The sequence below is a fragment of the Streptomyces hyderabadensis genome (assembly GCF_020404845.1).
In the GTDB taxonomy this organism is placed as follows: Bacteria; Actinomycetota; Actinomycetes; order Streptomycetales; family Streptomycetaceae; genus Streptomyces; species Streptomyces hyderabadensis.
In genome coordinates, this window is record NZ_JAIOJZ010000017.1 from 33,617 (window position 1) to 53,614 (window position 19,998).

General features: G+C 72.4%; 16 protein-coding genes. 6 read left to right on the forward strand and 10 right to left on the reverse strand.

Going from position 1 to position 19,998, the window contains the following annotated elements:
* Positions 1–11: 11 nt before the first annotated feature.
* Entirely contained in the window at positions 12–320 is a 309-nt protein-coding gene (locus tag K7854_RS15425; RefSeq protein ID WP_226027065.1) for a hypothetical protein, read from the forward strand.
* 367 nt (positions 321–687) lie between these two features.
* On the opposite strand, the gene K7854_RS15430 is transcribed toward K7854_RS15425, so the two are convergent.
* The 4 genes from K7854_RS15430 to K7854_RS15445 form a co-directional block, all read right to left on the reverse strand.
* Positions 688–1,362: a helix-turn-helix transcriptional regulator gene (locus tag K7854_RS15430; RefSeq protein ID WP_226027066.1), complete on the reverse strand. Its 675-nt coding sequence runs from the start codon at positions 1,360–1,362 to the stop codon at positions 688–690.
* 233 nt (positions 1,363–1,595) lie between these two features.
* Positions 1,596–3,521, reverse strand: a complete 1,926-nt coding sequence (locus tag K7854_RS15435; RefSeq protein ID WP_226027067.1) for an outer membrane protein assembly factor BamB family protein — start codon at positions 3,519–3,521, stop codon at positions 1,596–1,598.
* Between the two features lie 82 nt (positions 3,522–3,603).
* Positions 3,604–5,433 carry an outer membrane protein assembly factor BamB family protein gene (locus tag K7854_RS15440; protein WP_226027068.1) on the reverse strand — a complete coding sequence of 610 codons (1,830 nt, stop codon included), beginning with the start codon at positions 5,431–5,433 and terminating at the stop codon, positions 3,604–3,606.
* 259 nt (positions 5,434–5,692) lie between these two features.
* The gene (locus K7854_RS15445) at positions 5,693–7,507 is read right to left on the reverse strand and encodes an ABC-F family ATP-binding cassette domain-containing protein (RefSeq protein WP_226027069.1); all 1,815 of its coding nucleotides are present in this window, start codon (positions 7,505–7,507) and stop codon (positions 5,693–5,695) included.
* A gap of 156 nt (positions 7,508–7,663) precedes the next feature.
* Between K7854_RS15445 and K7854_RS15450 the strand changes: the two genes are divergently transcribed.
* The gene (locus tag K7854_RS15450; RefSeq protein WP_226027070.1) at positions 7,664–8,257 is read left to right on the forward strand and encodes a Uma2 family endonuclease; all 594 of its coding nucleotides are present in this window, start codon (positions 7,664–7,666) and stop codon (positions 8,255–8,257) included.
* Positions 8,258–8,262: 5 nt separating this feature from the next.
* Here K7854_RS15450 and K7854_RS15455 read toward each other — a convergent pair whose 3' ends face one another.
* From K7854_RS15455 to rsmI, 6 genes are all read right to left on the reverse strand, one after another.
* A complete protein-coding gene (locus K7854_RS15455) occupies positions 8,263–9,159 on the reverse strand; it encodes a 4-(cytidine 5'-diphospho)-2-C-methyl-D-erythritol kinase (protein ID WP_226027071.1) in 897 nt (298 codons plus the stop codon).
* 36 nt (positions 9,160–9,195) lie between these two features.
* Positions 9,196–10,056, reverse strand: a complete 861-nt coding sequence (gene rsmA / locus K7854_RS15460) for a 16S rRNA (adenine(1518)-N(6)/adenine(1519)-N(6))-dimethyltransferase RsmA (protein ID WP_226027072.1) — start codon at positions 10,054–10,056, stop codon at positions 9,196–9,198.
* Between the two features lie 30 nt (positions 10,057–10,086).
* Positions 10,087–11,361, reverse strand: a complete 1,275-nt coding sequence (locus tag K7854_RS15465; protein ID WP_226027073.1) for a resuscitation-promoting factor — start codon at positions 11,359–11,361, stop codon at positions 10,087–10,089.
* An 86-nt stretch (positions 11,362–11,447) separates the two neighbouring features.
* Entirely contained in the window at positions 11,448–12,338 is an 891-nt protein-coding gene (locus K7854_RS15470) for a TatD family hydrolase (RefSeq protein ID WP_226027074.1), read from the reverse strand.
* Positions 12,339–12,381: 43 nt separating this feature from the next.
* On the reverse strand, positions 12,382–12,834 hold the full coding sequence (locus tag K7854_RS15475) for a hypothetical protein (protein WP_226027075.1): 453 nt from the start codon (positions 12,832–12,834) through the stop codon (positions 12,382–12,384).
* A 166-nt stretch (positions 12,835–13,000) separates the two neighbouring features.
* Positions 13,001–13,885, reverse strand: coding sequence for a 16S rRNA (cytidine(1402)-2'-O)-methyltransferase (gene rsmI, locus K7854_RS15480; protein WP_226027076.1), 885 nt, complete (start codon positions 13,883–13,885; stop codon positions 13,001–13,003).
* A gap of 135 nt (positions 13,886–14,020) precedes the next feature.
* Here rsmI and K7854_RS15485 point away from each other — a divergent pair, with 135 nt between their 5' ends.
* The 4 genes from K7854_RS15485 (at position 14,021) to K7854_RS15500 (ending at position 19,990) form a co-directional block, all read left to right on the forward strand.
* Positions 14,021–15,766, forward strand: coding sequence for a dolichyl-phosphate-mannose--protein mannosyltransferase (locus tag K7854_RS15485; protein WP_226027077.1), 1,746 nt, complete (start codon positions 14,021–14,023; stop codon positions 15,764–15,766).
* Positions 15,767–15,839: 73 nt separating this feature from the next.
* A complete protein-coding gene (locus K7854_RS15490) occupies positions 15,840–16,370 on the forward strand; it encodes a hypothetical protein (RefSeq protein ID WP_226027078.1) in 531 nt (176 codons plus the stop codon).
* Between the two features lie 188 nt (positions 16,371–16,558).
* Complete coding sequence (locus K7854_RS15495; RefSeq protein WP_226027079.1) at positions 16,559–18,193, forward strand: penicillin-binding transpeptidase domain-containing protein; 1,635 nt, start codon at positions 16,559–16,561, stop codon at positions 18,191–18,193.
* Positions 18,194–18,277: 84 nt separating this feature from the next.
* Positions 18,278–19,990, forward strand: coding sequence for a penicillin-binding transpeptidase domain-containing protein (locus K7854_RS15500; RefSeq protein ID WP_226027080.1), 1,713 nt, complete (start codon positions 18,278–18,280; stop codon positions 19,988–19,990).
* Positions 19,991–19,998: the final 8 nt, after the last annotated feature.

Here is a 19,998-nt window from a genome sequence, read left to right on the forward strand (position 1 = left end):
ATTGAGAGAGCATGTCTGATTCCTACTCCGACAAGAACGTCCAGGACGAGGTCTCCGAGCTGGAGACCAAGTCCGTCACCGCCGCGCGGCTGTTCGACATCCGGCGGATCATCGGCGGGCTGTTCGTCATCTACGGCGTCATCGTGACGATCGCGGGCTTCGTGGCGTCCGACGACGACATCGACAAGGCGCAGGGGGTGAACATCAACCTCTGGACCGGGATCGGGATGCTGGTCCTGGGGCTCTTCTTCCTGGTCTGGCTGAAGCTGCGGCCTACGGCGCCGCCGACACCTCCGGTGGAGGGGACCGGGAAGGAGTGACGGTGTCCTTGTGACGCCGCCCAGTGCACCGGGGTTTTGACCGGCACCCGGCGTTCGGGTGGGCGCGGGGGTGGGGAGCGCGGCCCGGCGTTACGGGGTGCCGCTGCGCCCACCCGTGCCGCCCCAGCGGCACGACTGCCCGCAGCTAAGGCGACGCGGCGGGAAAGCCGCGTACGGCGGGAAGGGGACGTGTCGGGGGGTGTTCGCCCGCAGCGGTTGGCGCGTCAACGCCGGGAACCTCTAGGCCAACCGATTCCGCGCCGTTCCGAGGACGAACACCCCCCGGCGCGGCCCCGACCCACCCACCGAACCCAAGGCGCTACCCGCACCCCCACCGGAGCCGCACAGGCCGCCGCAGGCACCCCGCTCAGCCGCCGGAGGCCCCCGCCCGGTCCAGCAACCCCGTCCGCGCCGCCAGCGCCGCGGCCTCCAGCCGCGACCCCACGCCCAGCTTCATCAGCACCCGCTGGACATGCGTACGGGCCGTGGACGGAGCGATCCCCATCCCCGCCGCGATCAGCCGCGTGTCCTCGCCGTCCGCGACCCGCACCAGCACCTCCACCTCCCGCGGCGTGAGCAGCTGCAGCAGCCGATGCCCCTCGTCGTCGGGCTGCGCCGCCGGGTTCAGCAGCTCACCGAAGGCCCCCTGCAACAACGCCGGCGCCACCGCCGCCTCGCCGGCCCGCGCCTTCATGATCGCCCGCTCGACGCCCTCTATGCGCTCGTCGTGCCGTACGTACCCCGACGCCCCCGCCGCGAACGCCGCCGCGATACCGCGAGGGCTCGGCACCGGCCCCAGCACCAGCACCGCCACCTGCGGACGCTCCCGCTTGATCCGCACCACCGGGTCGAAGATCCCCGGCTCGGCCGGTGTCGCCGTCCCCAGCAGGCACACCTCCGGCGCCCGGCTGATCACCAGCTCCGCCGCCCCCGCGGCCGGCGCCGCCGCCGCCAGCACCCGATGTCCCCGCAGCTTCAGCGCCGAGGCCAGCGCCTCGGCGAGCAATCGGTGATCGTCGACCACCATGAGCCGTACTCCCATGGAGCAACCCCCCAGTCACCCGGTCCCCGGCACCCATGCCCCCGGCATGCCCCGGCATGCTCCCGGAAGCTACACGCTACCCAGCCCTCGCGCTGCCCCTACCCGCGAGAACCGCCCCGGAGCACCGAATTCCCCCCGACCCCGCGCCCCCGCGCCCCCCAAGCGCCCGGCCCCGCCCCTGGAACAGGGACGGGGCCGGTACGGTCACCCGGTCGAAGGTCACGGCGACGGCGTCAGCCGCTGGTGCCGAACCCGATCGCGAGGTACTCCTTCTCGTCCGCACTGGTCGGCTCACTGGCGAACACCTGCGACATGTACAGGTGCCCCTGCGAGTAGAGCAGCTCGGAGTAGTCCGGCGACATGCTCGACTCCACGTCCCGCACCGCCTCCGTCGCCGGGTTCTCCAGCAGCACCGTCTGCTTGAACGTCGCGCCGTCGATGCTCACGACCTGCCCGCCCTTGTCGTACGGCGGGCGCTTGTAGGCGATCACGTTGCCGCCGTCCATGCGCAGCGGCGTGATCGTGTAGTCGTTGCCGGAGTCCGCGCGCTGGCCGGTCTGCTTGCCGGTGGTCAGGTCGAAGGCGACGACCTCGTTGGCCCGGCTGTACGACTCGCCGCTGCCCTCGTGCTCCTCGGTGGCGATGTAGAGCTTGCCGTTGCCCGCCGCGAGGCCGTTGCAGGCCTCGGTCTTGCTGATGCTGTCGCAGCGGGCCGCGAACTGGTCGCCGGGCGCCGAGATCCGGGTGAGCAGCTTGCCGGTCTTGTTGTCGATGGAGAAGAAGTCCGAGATGCCGCTGCCGTCACCGGCGGAGTCGCCCACGTCGGCGGCCACGACCAGCGGGTCCGTCGAGACGACGCCCGCGTACTCGATGCCCTTGGCCATCTTGTACTCGGAGATCACCTTCCCGCTCTTCGGGTCGATGGTCTGGATGTTCAGCTGCCGGGCGTCGTACGAGCCGCACTTGCGCACCGCGACCAGCTTGGCACCGCCGCCGTAGCCCGCGTCGTAGCAGGTGTCGGTGGTCTTCGGGGACCAGAGGATGTCGCCCTTGGCGATGTCGAAGGCGACACCGCCGTCGGTGCTGCCGGCGGCGACGGTGTCACCGCTGATCGTGACGTTGTCGAAGGAGATCGGACCGTCACCGGCGGACTTCGTCCACACCTTCTTCCCGGCGTCCAGGTCGAGGACCGCGACCTTGGTGCAGCCGTGCGAGGGCTCGGCCTTGGTCGGCATGGCGGGCTGGTGGATGATCACCGTCTTGTTGTCGTCGGTGACGTGCCGGGTGACGGCGCACACGGGGCCGTCCAGCTTGATCGTCCACTTCTTGGTGCCCTTGTCGGGGTCGTATCCGTTGACCTCGGCGATGCCGCTCTTGGCGTACACCTTGTCGGTGAGCCACGAGCCGGAGACGACGACGCTGTCGTCCTCCTTGCTCACCGCGGGCATGGGGACCTGGAAGAGGACCTTGGCGGCCGGGTCGGAGGGCGCCTTCTCCTTGGCGCCGGAGGTCTTGCCGCCGTCGCCGCCCTTCTGGTCCGTACCGCCGTCGCCGCCCGTGCCGCCGCTGGAGCTGGCGGTGTCGTCCTTGCCCCCGTCGTCGGAGGATCCGGCGTACCAGACCCCGCCGCCGATGATCAGCGCGATCGCGACGACGGCGGCCACGATGATCGCGACCTGCGCGTTGATCTTCCGGCCGCCGCCCGGCCCACCGGCCTGCGGCTGCATGGGCATGGTGGTCGGCTGCGGGTAGCCGTAACCGGGCTGGCCGGGCTGACCGGGATAGCCGGGCTGACCCGGCTGACCGTAGGCCGGCGTCGGCTGCCCGTACGCTCCGGGCTGCCCGGGCTGCCCGGGCTGCTGACCGGGATAGCCGTACCCCGGCTGCGGCTGGGGCTGCGACGGCGGCTGCGGATACCCGTACCCCGGCTGCTGCGGCGGCGGACCCGCCGGCGGCGTGGGCGGGGCCGCGGGCGCCTGCGGCGGGGTCTGCGGGGCGGACCCCGGGGCCTGCGGGTAGCCGTAGCCCGGCTCGGGCGCCTTGCCGAGGTCCGGCCCCGAGGGCGGTGCGGGCGGCTGCTGCGGCGGCTGGTTCTGCGGCGGGCCGAAACCGCCCCCCTGCGGGGGCTGGTTGGGCGGCGGGGGCGGCGGCTGGGTCATGACGTGAGCACCTCGGAGAGCGGAGACGACGGGGACGGAACGGGCCGCGGGAACGCGGCCCCGGGAACGGCAGGGGAAGAGGTCACTTGCCGTAGGCGAGCATCAACTTCTCCTTCGACTCGTCGTTCCCGGTCAGACGGGTGCTGGAGATGTAGAACCGCCCGTCGACCCAGTCGATGTCCTTGGAGTAGAAGCTGTTCTCGATGTCCGCGACGCCCTGCGGGTTCTGCAGCAGCTTCGTCGGCTTGTGGCCGCTGCCGCCGGTCGGGATGGACACGACCTGCCCGCCCGCGTCGTAGGACGGCTGGACGTACGCGATGAGCTGGTCGCCCTCGACCTTCATCGGCATCATCGACTCGTCCGCGGGGGACTTGGTGCGCCACTTCTCCTTGCCGGTGGTGAGGTTGATCGCGACGATCTCGTTGGCGCCGCTGGTCGCCTCGGTCGGCAGGTAGAGGGTGCCTCCGGCGACGGCCACGCCCGAGCAGCCCTGGAGGTCGCGCTCCATGATGGCCCAGCCGCACTCGGGGGCGAAGTCCTCGTCGACGCCGACCTGTTCCTGGACCTTGCCGCCGGAGGTGAAGCTGGAGATGTTCCAGACCTTCTTGTCCTCGTTGGTGGCGTAGACGACGAGCGGGTCGACGGAGTAGGCGCGGGCGATCCGCCAGTCCTTCTCGTACTTGTAGGTCCACAGGACCTTGCCGGTCTTCGGGTCCAGGCCCTGCAGCTCGTCGTGCGCGTTGTTGCCGCCGGCGCCGCAGGAGGCGACCTGGACGAGCTTGTTGGCGCTGCCCGCGAACCCGGCGGGGAAGCAGGCGTCGCCGTACTTCTTCTTCTCGTACAGCTTCTTGCCGCTCCGCACGTCGTAGGCGGTGCCGGACTGGGAGCGGCCGACCATCATGGTGTTGCCGCTGAGGGTGAGTTCGAGGGAGAGGGTGGAGTCGAACAGGTCGCCGTCGGCGACCTCCTCGGTCCAGCCCTTCTCGCCGGTGGCGAGGTCGATCTCCTGGAGCTTGTTGCACTTGGCGCGGTCGCTGGAGCCGCTCATGTAGGCGACGACGATCTTGTCGTCGGCCGTCTTCTCCGGGGTGACCGAGCAGATCTTCTCCGGGAAGGCGATCGGGTCCCAGGCGGGCTTGCCGTCGCCGACGTTGTAGGCGAAGACCTGCTTGTACGCCGCCTTCACCGCGGCCTTGCCGGTGATCCACATGCCGTCGGCGTCGGCGCCGGAACCGGGGGCGTCGGGCGCCTCCTTGTACCAGAGCACCTTGGCCTCGCCGGCCTGGCGGCCCTCGTTGAGGTCCTCGGGGTCCTCGCCGCCGTCGCCGCTGCCGTCACCCGGGTTCACCGGTGCGCCGCCCTTGGATCCGGAGGGCTTGGGGTCGTCGGTCTTGGCGACGGCGGGCTTCTTGTCCTTGTCGTCGTCACCGCCGCTCGCGGTGACCGCCCACACGCTGCCGCCGATGACGAGCAGGGCCGCGACGGCCGCGCCGACGGCGAGGGCGGGCTTGCCCTTGAAGGGGTTGCGCGAGCCGGGACCGCCGGGCGGCGGCGTGCCGGGGACGCCGGGGGCGCCCGGGTACTGCTGCTGCGGGTACCCGTAGCCCGGCTGCTGCCCGTACGGGCCGGGCTGCTGCGGCTGGGCGGCGTACGGGCCGGAGTTGTACGGCCCGGGCTGCTGCCCGTACGGCCCCGGCTGGCCGGACTGACCAGGCTGCCCGGGCTGCTGCGGATAGCCGTAGCCCGGCTGCTGCGGCGGCTGACCGGGCGGCGGGCCCTGCGGGGGCGGCGGGGTCGGTGCCCCGAAGCCACCCGGCGGTGGGTTCTGCGGCGCCCCGAAGCCTCCCGGCGGTGGGTCCTGCGGTGCTCCGAAGCCACCCGGCTGCGGCGGCTGATTCGGCGGCTGGCTCATCAGCGCGTTCCCCCTTATTACTCACTGATTTCTAGCCACGCCCCGGGTCACGCGCTGGCCCCGGAGTCGTCGAAGGCGATCGTTCCACTTGCCTCGGACCGCCCTGGGACAGTCCTCGGACGGCCTTTCTATCACCCGCCCCCAACCGCCCACCGGGCCGCGTCCGCCCCTGTTCCCAAGGGCGGACCGGCCCGTGATGCCTCTGTTACGCGCCTTCACGCCGCCTTTACACCACCCGCGCGCCCCGCACGCAGCAGGCTCAGGCGTCCTCGGCCAGTTCCAGCCAGCGCATCTCCAGCTCGTCGCGCTGCCCCGTCAGCTCGCGCAGCTCGGCGTCCAGTTCGGCCACCTTGGCGAAGTCCGTGGCGTGCTCGGCGATCTGGGCGTGCAGCTTGGTCTCCTTCTCGGAGACCTTGTCCAGCTGCCGCTCGATCTTCTGCAGCTCCTTCTTGGCGGCGCGCACGTCGGCGGCGCTCTTCTCCGGCACGGCGGCGGCGGGCTTGGCCGCCACGGCCGGTGCGCTGGAGGCGGCGGCCTCCTCCATGCGCTGCCGCCGCTCCAGGTACTCGTCGATGCCGCGCGGCAGCATGCGCAGGGCGCCGTCGCCGAGCAGGGCGAAGACCCGGTCGGTGGTGCGCTCGATGAAGAAGCGGTCGTGGGAGATGACGATCATCGAGCCGGGCCAGCCGTCGAGGACGTCCTCCAGCTGGGTCAGGGTCTCGATGTCGAGGTCGTTGGTGGGCTCGTCGAGGAAGAGGACGTTGGGCTCGTCCATGAGCAGCCGCAGCAGCTGCAGCCGCCGCCGCTCACCGCCGGACAGGTCCCCGACCGGCGTCCACTGCTTCTCCTTGCCGAACCCGAAGGTCTCGCACAGCTGCCCGGCGGTCATCTCCCGTCCCTTGCCGAGGTCGACCCGCTCCCGGACGCGCTGGACGGCCTCCAGCACCCGCCAGTCCGGGTCCAGCTCGGCGACCTCCTGCGACAGGTAGGCCAGCTTGACGGTCTTGCCGACGCGCACCTGCCCGCCGGCCGGCTGCTCCTCGCCCTCGCTGCGGGCGGCCCGGGCCATGGCCCGCAGCAGGGAGGTCTTGCCGGCGCCGTTGACGCCGACCAGGCCGATGCGGTCGCCGGGGCCGAGCTGCCAGGTGACGTGCTTGAGCAGCACCTTGGGACCGGCCTGGACGGTGACGTCCTCCAGGTCGAACACGGTCTTGCCGAGCCGGGAGGAGGCGAACTTCATCAGCTCGCTGCTGTCCCGGGGCGGCGGCACGTCGGCGATCAGCTCGTTGGCGGCCTCGACCCGGAAGCGGGGCTTGGAGGTGCGGGCGGGGGCGCCCCGCCGCAGCCAGGCCAGCTCCTTGCGCACCAGGTTCTGCCGCTTGGTCTCCTCGGTGGCGGCGATCCGCTCGCGCTCGGCGCGGGCGAAGACGTAGTCGGAGTAGCCGCCCTCGTACTCGTAGACGTCGCCGCGCTGCACGTCCCACATGCGGGTGCAGACCTGGTCGAGGAACCAGCGGTCGTGGGTGACGCACACGAGCGCGGAGCGCCGCTCGCGCAGGTGCCGGGCGAGCCAGGCGATGCCCTCGACGTCGAGGTGGTTGGTGGGCTCGTCGAGGACGATCAGGTCCTGCTCCTCGATGAGCAGCTTGGCCAGCGCGATCCGGCGCCGCTCGCCGCCGGAGAGCGGCCCGATGACGGTGTCGAGACCCTGCGGGAAGCCCGGCATGTCCAGCCCGCCGAACAGTCCGGTCAGCACGTCGCGGATCTTGGCGCTGCCCGCCCACTCGTGGTCGGCCATGTCGCCGATGACCTCGTGCCGGACGGTGGCGGCGGGGTCGAGGGAGTCGTGTTGGGTGAGCACGCCGAGCCGCAGCCCGCCGGAGTGGGTGACCCGGCCGGTGTCGGGCTCCTCCAGCCTGGCCAGCATCCGGATCATGGTCGTCTTGCCGTCGCCGTTGCGTCCGACGACCCCGATGCGGTCCCCCTCGGAGACGCCGAGGGAGACGCCGTCGAGGAGTGCACGGGTGCCGTACACCTTGCTGACGTTCTCGACATTGACCAGATTGACGGCCATTTCTCTCCTGCCTGGGGGATCGATCAGCCTTCAAGCGTAGGCCCTCCGGGGGGCGGGGGGACGCGGGCGGGGGTGGTCACTCTTTGTGGTGACGTGTGACGTATCCCCCGGTTACCTTGGGGTGCAGGCAGCAGGATCCCGTCCATGGGAGGAACCATGACCGCCGAGTCCGTCAAGCGCCGCGTCGAGTGGCCCATGCCGCCGCAGGACGGTTACACCGTGGACGACCTGTTCACGCTGCCTGATCTCCCGCCGCACACCGAGCTGATCGACGGGAGCCTGGTCTTCGTGAGTCCGCAGCGCCGTTTCCACTACCTGGCCATCGACCTGCTGTTCAACGGGCTGCGCAGCTCACTGGCGGCCGGACTCAGTGTCGAACGCGAGATGACCGTTCTCCTGGACGAGCGCAACGGGCCCGAGCCCGACATCAGCGTGGTGCGCGCCGACGCGGTCACCGGATTGGATCAGACCAGCTTCCAGGCCGAGGACGTCCTCCTCGCCGTCGAGGTCGTGTCCCCGGAATCCGAATCTCGCGACCGCACCACAAAGCCCCACAAGTACGCTGCCGCCGGCATTCCGAACTACTGGCGCGTCGAACAGGACGGGACCAAAGGCGGGCTCGTGGTCCACGTCTACGAACTCGACTCGATGAGTAGGGCCTACGTACACATGGGCCTGCATCGGGACGTCATCAAGGTCGACAAGCCCTACGCGATCGGCATCGACTTGTCAGCGCTCGGCAGGCGGTAAGCCCCTCACACCACCGTCGCCCCCGGCACCGCCCCGGAAGCCGTACGCACGTCCCGGCACGTCCCCGACGCCCGCAGCACGCCCGCGATGTCGGAGGCGGACTTGGCGTCGGTCGCGAGGAATGCCGTGGTCGGCCCCGAGCCCGAGACGATGGCCGCCAGTGCCCCGGCCGCCCGGCCCGCCGCGAGGGTGTCGGACAGTTCGGGGAAGAGGGAGAGCGCGGCGGGCTGCAGGTCGTTGGAGACTGCGACGGCGAGCGCGGCCGGGTCGCCCTTGGCGAGGGCGTCGAGCACCGCCTGGTCGGCGACCGGCTCCGGAATGTCCCGGCCCTCCCCCAGCCGGTCGAACTCGCGGAAGACGGCCGGCGTGGACAGCCCCCGCGCGGCCAGCGCGAACACCCAGTGGAAGTCGCCGCCGACCTCCAGCTCCGTCAGCCGTTCCCCCCGCCCCATGCCGAGTGCGGCCCCGCCGACCAGGCTGAACGGCACGTCGCTGCCCAGCTCGGCGCAGATCTCCAGCAGCTCGTCGCGGGAGGCGCCGGTGCCCCACAGGGCGTCGCAGGCCAGCAGCGCGCCCGCGCCGTCGGCGCTGCCGCCCGCCATGCCGCCGGCGACGGGGATGTCCTTGGCGATGTGGAGGTGGACGTCGGGTGCGCGCCCGTACCGGGCGGCCAGCGCCTCGGCCGCGCGTGCCGCGAGGTTGGTGCGGTCGAGCGGGACCTGGCCGGCGTCCGGCCCCTCGCAGGTGACGCGGAGCCCGTCGGCGTCCGGGGTGGCGGTGATCTCGTCGTACAGGGAGACCGCGAGGAAGACGTTGGCCAGGTCGTGGAAGCCGTCGGGGCGGGCGGCGCCGACCGCGAGCTGGACGTTGACCTTGGCGGGGACGCGGACCGTCACGCTCACTTGCTCGTCACTCCCTACTGCCTACTGCCTGACTGCCTACTGCTTGTGCTCGGCGATACGCGCGAACTCTTCCACGGTCAGCGCCTCTCCGCGCGCCTGCGGCGACACGCCCGCGCCGACGAGGGCGGCCTCGGCGGCGGCGGCCGACCCCGCCCACCCGGCGAGCGCGGCCCGCAGGGTCTTGCGGCGCTGGGCGAACGCGGCGTCGACGACGGCGAAGACCTCGGACTTGGACGCGGTGGTCTTCAGCGGCTCCGTCCGCCGGACGAGTGACACCAGCCCGCTGTCGACGTTCGGCGCGGGCCAGAAGACGTTGCGGCCGATGGCACCGGCCCGCTTCACCTCGGCGTACCAGTTGGCCTTCACGGACGGGACGCCGTACACCTTCGAGCCGGGTCCGGCGGCGAGCCGGTCGGCGACCTCGGACTGCACCATGACGAGGGTCCGCTCGATGCTCGGGAAGGTGTCGAGCATGTGCAGCAGGACGGGGACGGCGACGTTGTAGGGGAGGTTCGCGACCAGCGCGGTCGGGGCCGGGCCGGGCAGCTCGGTGACGTGCATCGCGTCGGAGTGGACGAGCGCGAACCGGTCGGCGCGCTCCGGCATGCGGGCGGCGACGGTGGCGGGCAGGGCACCGGCGAGGACGTCGTCGATCTCGACGGCGGTGACCCGGTCGGCGGCCTCCAGCAGGGCCAGGGTGAGCGAGCCGAGACCCGGTCCCACCTCGACCACCACGTCGTCGGGGCGTACCTCGGCGGTGCGGACGATGCGGCGGACCGTGTTCGCGTCGATGACGAAGTTCTGGCCGCGCTGCTTGGTGGGGCGTACGCCGAGCGCGGCCGCGAGTTCGCGGACGTCGGCGGGGCCCAGGAGGGCGTCGGGGGTGGGGCTGCTCACCCCGCAAGGGTAGCCGGGGGCGGGGCGGCCTCATTCCCGCAGCCGGGCGCCGCAGTGCGGCCAGGCGGCGGCGCCGCTGCGTACGTACAGCTTCTGCGCCCGGTACGTCTGCTCCGCGGCCGACGCGTCCTCGGGGCGGCCCTCGCCGCCGAGGTCGTGCCAGGTGGCGGCGTCGAACTGGTAGAGCCCGCCGTACGTCCCGGACGGGTCCACGGCGTCCGCGCGGCCGCCCGACTCGCAGGCGGCCAGGCCCTGCCAGTTCAGGTGGTCGGCGCCGTGGACGGAGACGGGCCGGGGCCGGGTGCCGACCCGCACGATCCGCGGGGTGGGCTCGCGGACCACCTCGGTGCGCAGCCGGCGCGGCTTCTGCCGCACGCCGTTCACGGTGCGCAGGGCGTACGTGGTGCGGCGCAGCCCGGGCCGCCCCGCCTGCTGGACGACTTCGGCGCCGCGGAAGAGGGTGGCGTCCTCGGTCCGTCGCTCGTCGAAGGGGATCGGGTCCTCGCGCACCTCCTGGGAGCCGGTGATCCGCAGCACCGTGACGGTCTGCCCGTCGCGCGGGAAGCCGCTCGCGGGGGCGGAGGTGGTGTCCTCGCCGCGCAGGGTGACGCCGGCCTCCTCGACGACTTCCCGGACGGTCGCGGCGTTGGTGCGGACGGTGCGGGCCCGGCCGTCCGCCAGCACGGTCACCACCCGCTCGGTGCGCACCACCAGGGCGAGTCCCTCGCGGCCGATGCGCCGGGAGGGCTCGGTGGACAGGTACGCGCCCTGCGTCCGGACGCCGAGCTGCCGCAGCGCGCCCCGGACCGTCGCCGCGGTCGTCCAGACCTGGCGCCGGTGGCCGTCGAGGGTGAGCAGCACGGGCCGTCCGTAACGGACGGTGACGTCCTCGCCGCTGGTCAGCGGGGTGCCGGGGGCGGGTGCGATCACGTCGTGCGCGCCCACCTGGACGCCCTGCTCGGCGAGCAGCTCGGTCACGTCGTCGGCGAAGGTGTGCAGGGTGCGCGGGGTGCCGTCGACGGTCAGCTCGACCGCCTTGTCCTTGGCGACGAAGGCGGTGGTGCCGCCCGCCAGGAACGCCACGACCAGGGCCCGCGGCAGCAGTCGGCGCAGGGAGGTGTCCGCGCGCCCCGCGTCCCGGGCCCGGCGCCGGCGCTCGGCCCGCCCGTCGCCCTGGCGGGGCAGTACGGGCAGGGTCGGCGCGCTGTGCACGTCGTACGGTGCGAGGTACTCGTAGTACTCGTACGCCTCTGCCGGCCCGAAGTACTCGTACGCCTCTGCCGGCTCGAACTGCGTTCTGCTCACGCCCACACGCTCCAGGGTCCCGATCGGGCCCCCAGAACCTAGCGGAGGGCCGGTCACTCTCCCAAGCGACGCGACTACTCAGCGTGTCAGTACCCGAAGGCGCGGGCCGTGTTCGCGGCCAGGGCGGCCGCCAGGGTGTCCTCGTCGACGCCCCGTACGTCCGCCAGGGCCCGCACCGTGACCGGCACCAGGTAGGGGGCGTTCGGCCGCCCGCGGTAGGGCACCGGGGTCAGGAACGGCGCGTCGGTCTCCACCAGGACCAGCTCCGGCGGGGCCACGGCGAGGGCGTCGCGCAGGTTCTGGGCGTTCTTGAAGGTGACGTTGCCCGCGAAGGACATGTAGTACCCGGCGCGGGCGCAGACCTCGGCCATCTCGGCGTCGCCGGAGTAGCAGTGGAAGACCGTGCGCTCGGGGGCGCCCTCCTCCTTGAGGACGCGCAGGACGTCGGTGTGGGCGTCGCGGTCGTGGATGACGAGGGTCTTGCCGTGCCGCTTGGCGATCTCGATGTGGGCGCGGAAGGAGCGCTCCTGGGCCTCCTTGCCCTCCGGGCCGGTGCGGAAGTAGTCGAGACCCGTCTCGCCGACGCCCTTGACCTGCGGCAGCGCCGCGAGCCGGTCGATCTCCGCGAGGGCGTCGTCGAGGGCCGTGTCCCCGCCGGGCTGCCGCTCGCCCTGCCGCGACCAGCCGTCGGGGTCTCCGTGGACGATGCGCGGCGCCTCGTTGGGGTGCAGGGCGACGGTGGCGTGGACGGCGTCGTGCGCCGCCGCGGTCTCGGCGGCCCAGCGGGACCCGGCGAGGTCGCAGCCGACCTGGACGACGGTCGTGACGCCGACCGAAGCGGCCTTGGCGAGCGCCTCCTCGACCGTGCCGGACTGCATGTCGAGGTGGGTGTGCGAGTCCGCGACCGGTACCCGCAGGGGCTCGGGCAGCGGGGGCGCGGTGTGCTTGTCGGACCGTCCCGGGGCGTTCGAAGACATGCCCCGATCCTACGGAAGCGCCCGCGCACCCCCGAAGCGTCGGTCAGCTCGCCCTGCGCTGGAGGTGGAGGGCGTGCAGCAGGTCGGTCAGGTGCCAGTGCCGGCGCTCGCCGGACAGCCCCGGCGCCCCCGGTCCCGGCGCCTCGGGCACTCCCGCCCCGGGCACCCGCGGCACCTCCAGGGGTCCGGCCGGGGGCACCCGGTGGATGCCGTGGGTGGTGCCGCGCACGGAGGCGACCCGGCCCGGGCGCAGGATGCGCACGACGTGGCTGTCACAGGTGGCGCAGGTCGGCCGGGTCAGCGGGGAGGGGACGACGCGGCCGTCCGCGACATAGAGCACGAACGCGTGGCCGTCGGCGTCCGTGTGGTGCTCGATCTCGAACGACTGCTCCCAGCCGTGCCCGCAGCGCATGCAGGCGAAGGAGTACGACTCGTGGACGACGGCGGTGGCACCGGCACGCACTCGGGTCCGCACGGTGCTCTCACTCATGCTCATCCCGGCCCCTTCGGTTCGTTCGGTTCGTTCGGTTCCTTCCTCCAGTGGACTCCTCCACCAGCGGGAAAGCACCAGGCGCTGCCGAGTGTTTGGGCCGATTTGGGCTGCCCTTGGCAGGAGTGCCCGCAAGGTCAGGGACGGGTCAAGGGCGGCCCTACGGATCCCCTCAGGTCGCCGCATCCTTCCCCGTGTTCTTCGCCGCGTCCTTCCCCGCGTTCTTCGCCGCCACCACCGCGTCGAACACCTCGCGCTTGGGCACGCCCACCTGGGCGGCCACCGCGGCGATCGCCTCCTTGCGCCGCTCCCCCGCCTCCTCGCGCACCCGCACCCGGCGCACCAGCTCCTCGGCGCCGACCTCCTCGGGCCCCTTGTCCGGCGCCCCCTCGACGACGACGGTGATCTCCCCCCGCACCCCTTCACCGGCCCACGCGGCCAGCTCGCCGAGCCCCCCGCGCCTGACCTCCTCGTACGTCTTGGTCAGCTCCCGGCAGACGGCGGCCCGCCGGTCGGTGCCGAAGACCTCGGCCATGGCGGCGAGGGTGTCGTCGAGCCGGTGCGGGGCCTCGAAGTAGACGAGGGTCCGCCGCTCCTCGGCGACCTCGCGCAGCCGGGTCAGCCGCTCGCCGGCCTTGCGGGGCAGGAAGCCCTCGAAGCAGAACCGGTCGACCGGCAGCCCGGACAGGGCGAGCGCGGTCAGCACGGCGGACGGACCGGGAACGGCGGTGACCCGGACGCCCCGCTCGACGGCGGCGGCGACCAGCCGGTACCCGGGGTCGGACACCGACGGCATCCCGGCGTCGGTGACCAGCAGCACCCGCGCCCCGCCGGCCAGCTCCTCCACCAGCTCCGGCGTACGGGCCGACTCGTTGCCCTCGAAGTACGACACGACACGCCCCGCGGGCGCGACGCCGAGCGCCTGGGTGAGCCGGCGCAGCCGCCGGGTGTCCTCGGCGGCGACGACGTCCGCACCGGCCAGTTCGGCGGCGAGCCGGGGCGGGGCGTCCTGGACGTCGCCGATGGGGGTGCCCGCGAGTACAAGGGTTCCAGTCACGTCCCCATCCTCCCAGTCCTCCCGGCCGATCCTCCCGGCCGGCCCTCCCGGTCGGCCCTCCCGGAGGGGGAACGTATCCGCACCCGGGAGGGCCATGCACGGGACGTGCACAGCGCGGTTCCCTACGATGGCGCGGTGACCAGTACCGCGTCCTCCACGGACACCCGGCAGGGCCGGGCCCCGCACGACGAGCCGCCCACCTGGCAGCAGCGCCTGCGCCGCTTCGGCCACCCGGCGGGGCCCGCGGCCGGTGACGTCCGCGACCGGCTGGTGCCGCCGTACACGAGCCCGAGTCCGCGCCTGTGGGTCTTCCTGGGCCTGTCCAAGCAGCTCGCCGACCGGATCGTGCGCTGGTCGGCGTGGGGCGGGCCGCTGCTGGTGGCGCTGCTCGCGGGGGTGCTGCGGTTCTGGAACCTGGGCAGCCCGAAGGCGGTGATATTCGACGAGACGTACTACGCCAAGGACGCGTGGGCGCTGATCCACCGCGGCTTCGAGGTCAACTGGGACAAGAACGCCAACGACCTGATCCTGAACAGCGGCGGCGACGTCCCGATCCCGACCGACGCGGCGTACGTGGTGCACCCGCCGGTCGGCAAGTACGTCATCGGCCTGGGCGAGCTGCTGTTCGGCTTCGACCCGTTCGGCTGGCGCTTCATGACGGCGCTGCTCGGCACGCTGTCGGTGCTGCTGCTGTGCCGGATCGGCCGCCGCCTGTTCCGCTCCACGTTCCTGGGCTGCCTGGCGGGCGCCCTGATGGCGCTGGACGGACTGCACTTCGTGATGAGCCGCACCGCGCTGCTGGACAGCGTGCTGATGTTCTTCGTGCTGGCCGCCTTCGGCTGCCTGGTCGTCGACCGCGACAGAGCCCGGGCCCGGCTCGCCGCCGCGCTCCCGGTGGACGAGGACGGCCGGGTCCGCCCGGACGCGCACGTCGCGGAGACCCTCCGCCTCGGATGGCGCCCCTGGCGGCTGGCGGCGGGCCTGATGCTGGGCCTGGCGGCGGCCACCAAGTGGAACGGCCTCTACGTCATGGCCGCCTTCTGCGTGATGGCGGTGCTGTGGGACGTCGGCTCCCGCCGCGTCGCGGGCGCCCACCGCCCCTACCGCGCGGTACTCCGCCACGACCTGGGCTGGGCCTTCCTCTCCACGGTCCCGGTGGCCCTGGCGACCTACCTCCTCTCCTGGCTCGGCTGGATCCTCTCCCCCTCCGACGGCACCGGCGGCTACTACCGCGACTGGGCGGCGAAGGACGGTGCGGACAGCTCCTGGTCGTGGCTCTTCCCCGACTGGTGGCGCAGCCTGTGGCACTACGAGACCCAGGTCCTCGAATTCCACACCCACCTGACCTCGCCGCACACCTACCAGTCGAACCCCTGGAGCTGGATCGTCCTGGGCCGCCCGGTCTCCTACTTCTACGAGTCGCCGTCGGCGGGCTCCGACGGCTGCCCGGTCGACGCGGGCGAGAAGTGCGCCCGCGAGGTCCTGGCGCTCGGCACGCCGCTCCTGTGGTGGGTGGGCTGCTTCGCCCTGCTGTACGTCCTGTGGCGCTGGCTCTTCCGCCGCGACTGGCGCGCGGGCGCCATCGCCTGCGGCGTGGCCGCCGGGTACCTCCCCTGGTTCATGTACCAGGAGCGCACGATCTTCCTCTTCTACGCCGTCGTCTTCGTCCCGTTCCTGTGCCTCGCGGTGGCCATGCTCCTGGGGGCGATCATCGGCCGACCGGGCTGCAGCGACACCCGCCGGGTGGCGGGTGCGACGGGAGCGGGCGTCCTGGTGCTGCTCATCGCGTGGAACTTCATCTACTTCTGGCCCCTGTACACGGGCACGGCGATCCCGATGGAGGAGTGGAGATCCCGGATGTGGCTGGACACGTGGGTCTAGCCGGCCCGGGCCCCCGGCGGAACGGGCCGCCGGCCACGCACCGGTGTACAAGACACGTGGTTCAATGACGCGCATGATGGAGGACGGTGCGTCACTGGGACCGTTGGAACTGACCGGCGGACGCTGGGGAGTCGGCGACGCCGCTCGACCGGGCACCCACTGGGTGGAGTTCCGCCCGGACGGGCTCCACCAGCACGAGCCGGACTCCGGGGGACGGTCGATCCCGTGGTCGCGGATCATGGGCGGCGTTCGGCTCACCTGGGGCAAGCACCCCTGGAACACGAACAACAGGGGCAAGTACACGCTGAAGGGAATGGTCGCCGAGCGGGCCGGCGGCTGGCTGCACCTGACGCTGCGCCACCCGTACGAGGACCAGCAGCTCCGCTTCGACCTGCACGAGCGCCCCTACCGGGCGGTGGACGCCCTCCGGCTGGAGAGTCTGCTGCGGCAGCTCGTCGAGGAGGGGAAGCCGCAGTTGCTCGGCGATCCGGAGTGGGTGGGCCGGGCCGTGGCGCATCTGACCGGCGGTAAGAACAGCTGGATCACGGACCGCGCGCTGCGGCAGGCGACGACGGAGGCCATAGCCACGGCCACCGGGCCCTGACACCCACCGGCCCCTGACACCCACCGGTCCCTGACACCCACCGGCCCGTGACGGCCACGGTCTCCTTTAGGCCACCAAACGGAAACACCCGTACCGCTGGTCACCCCCTGCGCATAGGGTGCAACCACAACTGCTTCTGAACGCGTTCAAGAAGGCGGGCGGAAGGTCTGACGGGGAGGGGACTGCCGATGGGCAGGGGGGTGAAGGTCGCCGTCATAGGCGGAGTGTTCGCCGTGATGGTGGGCGGTGCCGGGTACGGCGCCTACAACGTGGTGTCGGCGCTGGACGGGGGCGGGGGATCCGGGTCCTCCGGGTCCTCCGAGGCCAAGAGCGGACCGCCGGACAAGGACGAGGTCGCGGAGACCACCGAGAAGTTCTTCACGGCCTGGGAGAAGGGCGACGCGACGACCGCCGCCTCGTACACCAACAACGCCTCGGTCGCCGGGGCGCTGCTGACGGCCTACGGCGAGGACGCGCACATCGGCGGCGTCGAGATCACGCCGGGCACGGCGGCCGGCACCTCCGTGCCGTTCACGGTGAAGGCGAAGGTGTCGTACGAGGGGACGACGAAGCCGCTCAGCTACAAGAGCGAGCTGACCGTGGTGCGCGGCGAGACCAGTGGTCGGGCGCTGGTGGACTGGAAGCCGTCGGTCGTGCATCCCGGCCTGAAGGACGGGGACACGCTGGTCACCGAGGAGTCGGCGACACCGCAGATCCAGGCCGTCGGGCGCAACGGCACCGTGCTGACGAAGGAGAAGTACCCCTCGCTCGGACCGGTCCTCGCCACGCTGCGCGAGCGGTACGGCTCGAAGGCCGGCGGCACTCCCGGCATCGAGCTGGCGGTACGGCACGCGGCCGCGGATGCGCCGGACACCCCGCTGCTGACGCTGACCGAGGGCGAGCCCGGGAAGCTGCGCACCACCCTCAGCGCGAGCGTCCAGGCGGCGGCCGAGAAGGCGGTGAAGCGGTACGGCGAGTCCTCCGTCGTCGCCGTGCAGCCGAGCACCGGCGAAGTGCTGGCCGTGGCGAACAACCGCGCGGACGGCTTCAACGCCGCCTTCCAGGGACGGGTCGCCCCCGGCTCCACCATGAAGATCATCACCGCGGCCATGCTCATCGACAACGGCGTGACCTCGATGAACGGCCCGGCGCCCTGCCCCGACACGGCGACCTGGCAGAGCCAGACCTTCAAGAACCTGACCGGCATGCAGCCCAATGAGAGCGCCACGCTCGCCAACACCTTCATGCGCTCCTGCAACACCGGCTTCATCAAGCTCGTCGACGAGAAGCCGCTCACGGACTCCTCGCTGACCGAGGAGGCCCAGGAGCGCTTCGGGCTCGGGCAGGACAACTGGCAGACCGGCATCGTCTCCTTCGACGGGAGCGTCCCCGCCTCCGGCGGTCCGGACCGCGCGGCCAACGCCATCGGGCAGGGCCAGGTCCAGATGAACCCGCTGAACATGGCCTCCGTGACGGCGACCGCCATCACCGGTGAGTTCCGCCAGCCGTACCTGGTGCCGTTCGACCTGGACGACCGGGAGCCGGCCACCGCCAAGGGGCTGCCGCAGGGCACCGCCTCCCAGCTCAAGCAGATGATGCGGCTCACCGCCACCCAGGGCACCGCCGTCAACGCCATGTCCGGGCTCGGCGGCGACGTCGGGGCCAAGACCGGGTCGGCCGAGGTCGACGGGCAGTCGGTCTCCAACAGCTGGTTCACCGGGTTCCGGAACGACGTCGCGGCGGCGGCCATGGTCCAGGAGGGCGGCCACGGCGGCGACGCGGCCGGGCCGATCGTCGCAGATGTGCTACGAGTCGGCGGCTGACCCGGACCGGCGGCCGTGATGCCCCTACTGTGGTCGCCGTTGTAAGCAGCATCCGGCACCGAACGCACCGAGGAACGGGACCCAGTGGGCAGCAGAAGGGGCGCCGCCGCCGAGCGGCGCAGGACGAAACCCGCCGTGATCGGCAGCGTGGCCGCCGTGGTCGTGGCCGGTGCCGGATTCGGTGCCTACGCGGTGTACGGCGGCGGGGCCGACGGTGAGGACACCGCGCGCACCAAGTCCGCGGCGGCCGCCGAGAAGGTGAAGTCGGGTCCGCTGACGGCGGCCGAGGTCAGCTCGGCCGCCCAGCGGTTCCTGACCGCCTGGCAGCAGGGTGACGTGGCCGGCGCGGCCGCCGCGACCGACGACGCCGAGGCCGCGAAGGCGCTGCTCACCGGGTACGCCAAGGACGCCCGTATCAAGGACGCCACCTTCACCGCGGGCACCCCGGCCGGGGAGAAGGTCCCGTTCTCCGTGAAGGCCACCGTCGCCTACGAGAAGGCGTCCGAGCCGCTGGCCTACGACAGCGCGCTGACCGTGGTCCGCCGGGCCGGCGACGGCGAGCCCCGGGTCGACTGGCACGCGGCGGTCGTCCACCCGGAGCTGCGGGACGGGGACAGGCTGGTCACCGGGAAGGCCGGTGATCCGCCGGTCAAGGCGCTGGACCGGAACGGCGCGGAGATCACCGCCGCCGAGTACCCGTCCCTCGGCACCGTCCTGGACGGGCTGCGCGACAAGTACGGCAAGAAGTCCGGCGGCACCCCCGGCGTCGAGCTGCGCGTGGTGCGCGGCGAGGCGGCCGGTGACGGCGAGGACGGCAAGGGCGCGAAGGAGTCCGGGGCCGACGAGGTCGCCGACAAGACGCTGCTGGAGCTGAGCAAGGGCACGCCCGGCACCCTGAAGACGACGCTCGACCCCGCCCTGCAGGCCGCCGCCGAGAAGCAGGTGGACGGCAAGAAGGGCGCGTCGGTGGTGCTGCTGCGCGCCTCCACCGGCGAGGTCCTCGCGGTCGCCAACGGCGGGCACGGCTTCAACACCGCCTTCCTCGGCTCGCTCGCCCCCGGCTCCACCATGAAGGTCATCACGGCCTCGATGCTGCTGGAGAAGGACCTGGCGTCCGTGAACGAGAAGCACCCGTGCCCCAAGTTCTTCAGCTACGGCGGGTGGAAGTTCCAGAACGACGACAAGTTCGAGATCAAGGACGGCACCTTCAAGGCGAGCTTCGCCCGCTCCTGCAACACCGCCTTCATCAGCCAGGCCCCCGAGCTGAAGGACGACGACCTGACCAGGCAGGCCAAGGAGGTCTTCGGCCTGTCCATGAACAACTGGTCGGTGGGCGTGTCCACCTTCGACGGCCGGGTGCCGGTGCAGAGCAAGGCCCAGATGGCCGCCTCCCTCATCGGGCAGGGCGGGGTGCGGATGAACCCGCTGAACATGGCGTCGGTGTCGGCGACCGTGAAGTCGGGCTCCTTCCACCAGCCGTACCTGGTCGCCCCGTCGGTCGACGGGCGGGCGCTCGCCACGGCCTCCCGCACGATGTCCGGCGAGACGCTCGGCGCGCTGCGCGAGCTGATGTCCTACACGGCGGCGTACGGCACCGCCGCGGAGGCGATGGCCGGGGTGAGCGGCGACGTCGGGGCCAAGACCGGCTCGGCTGAGGTCGACGGCCAGGAGAAGCCCAACGGCTGGTTCACCGCGTACCGGGGCGACCTGGCCGCGGCCGGCGTGGTCCAGCAGGGCGGGCACGGCGGCGACACCGCGGGGCCGATGGTCGCGGCGCTGCTCAAGGCGGGCGGCTGACCCCGCCG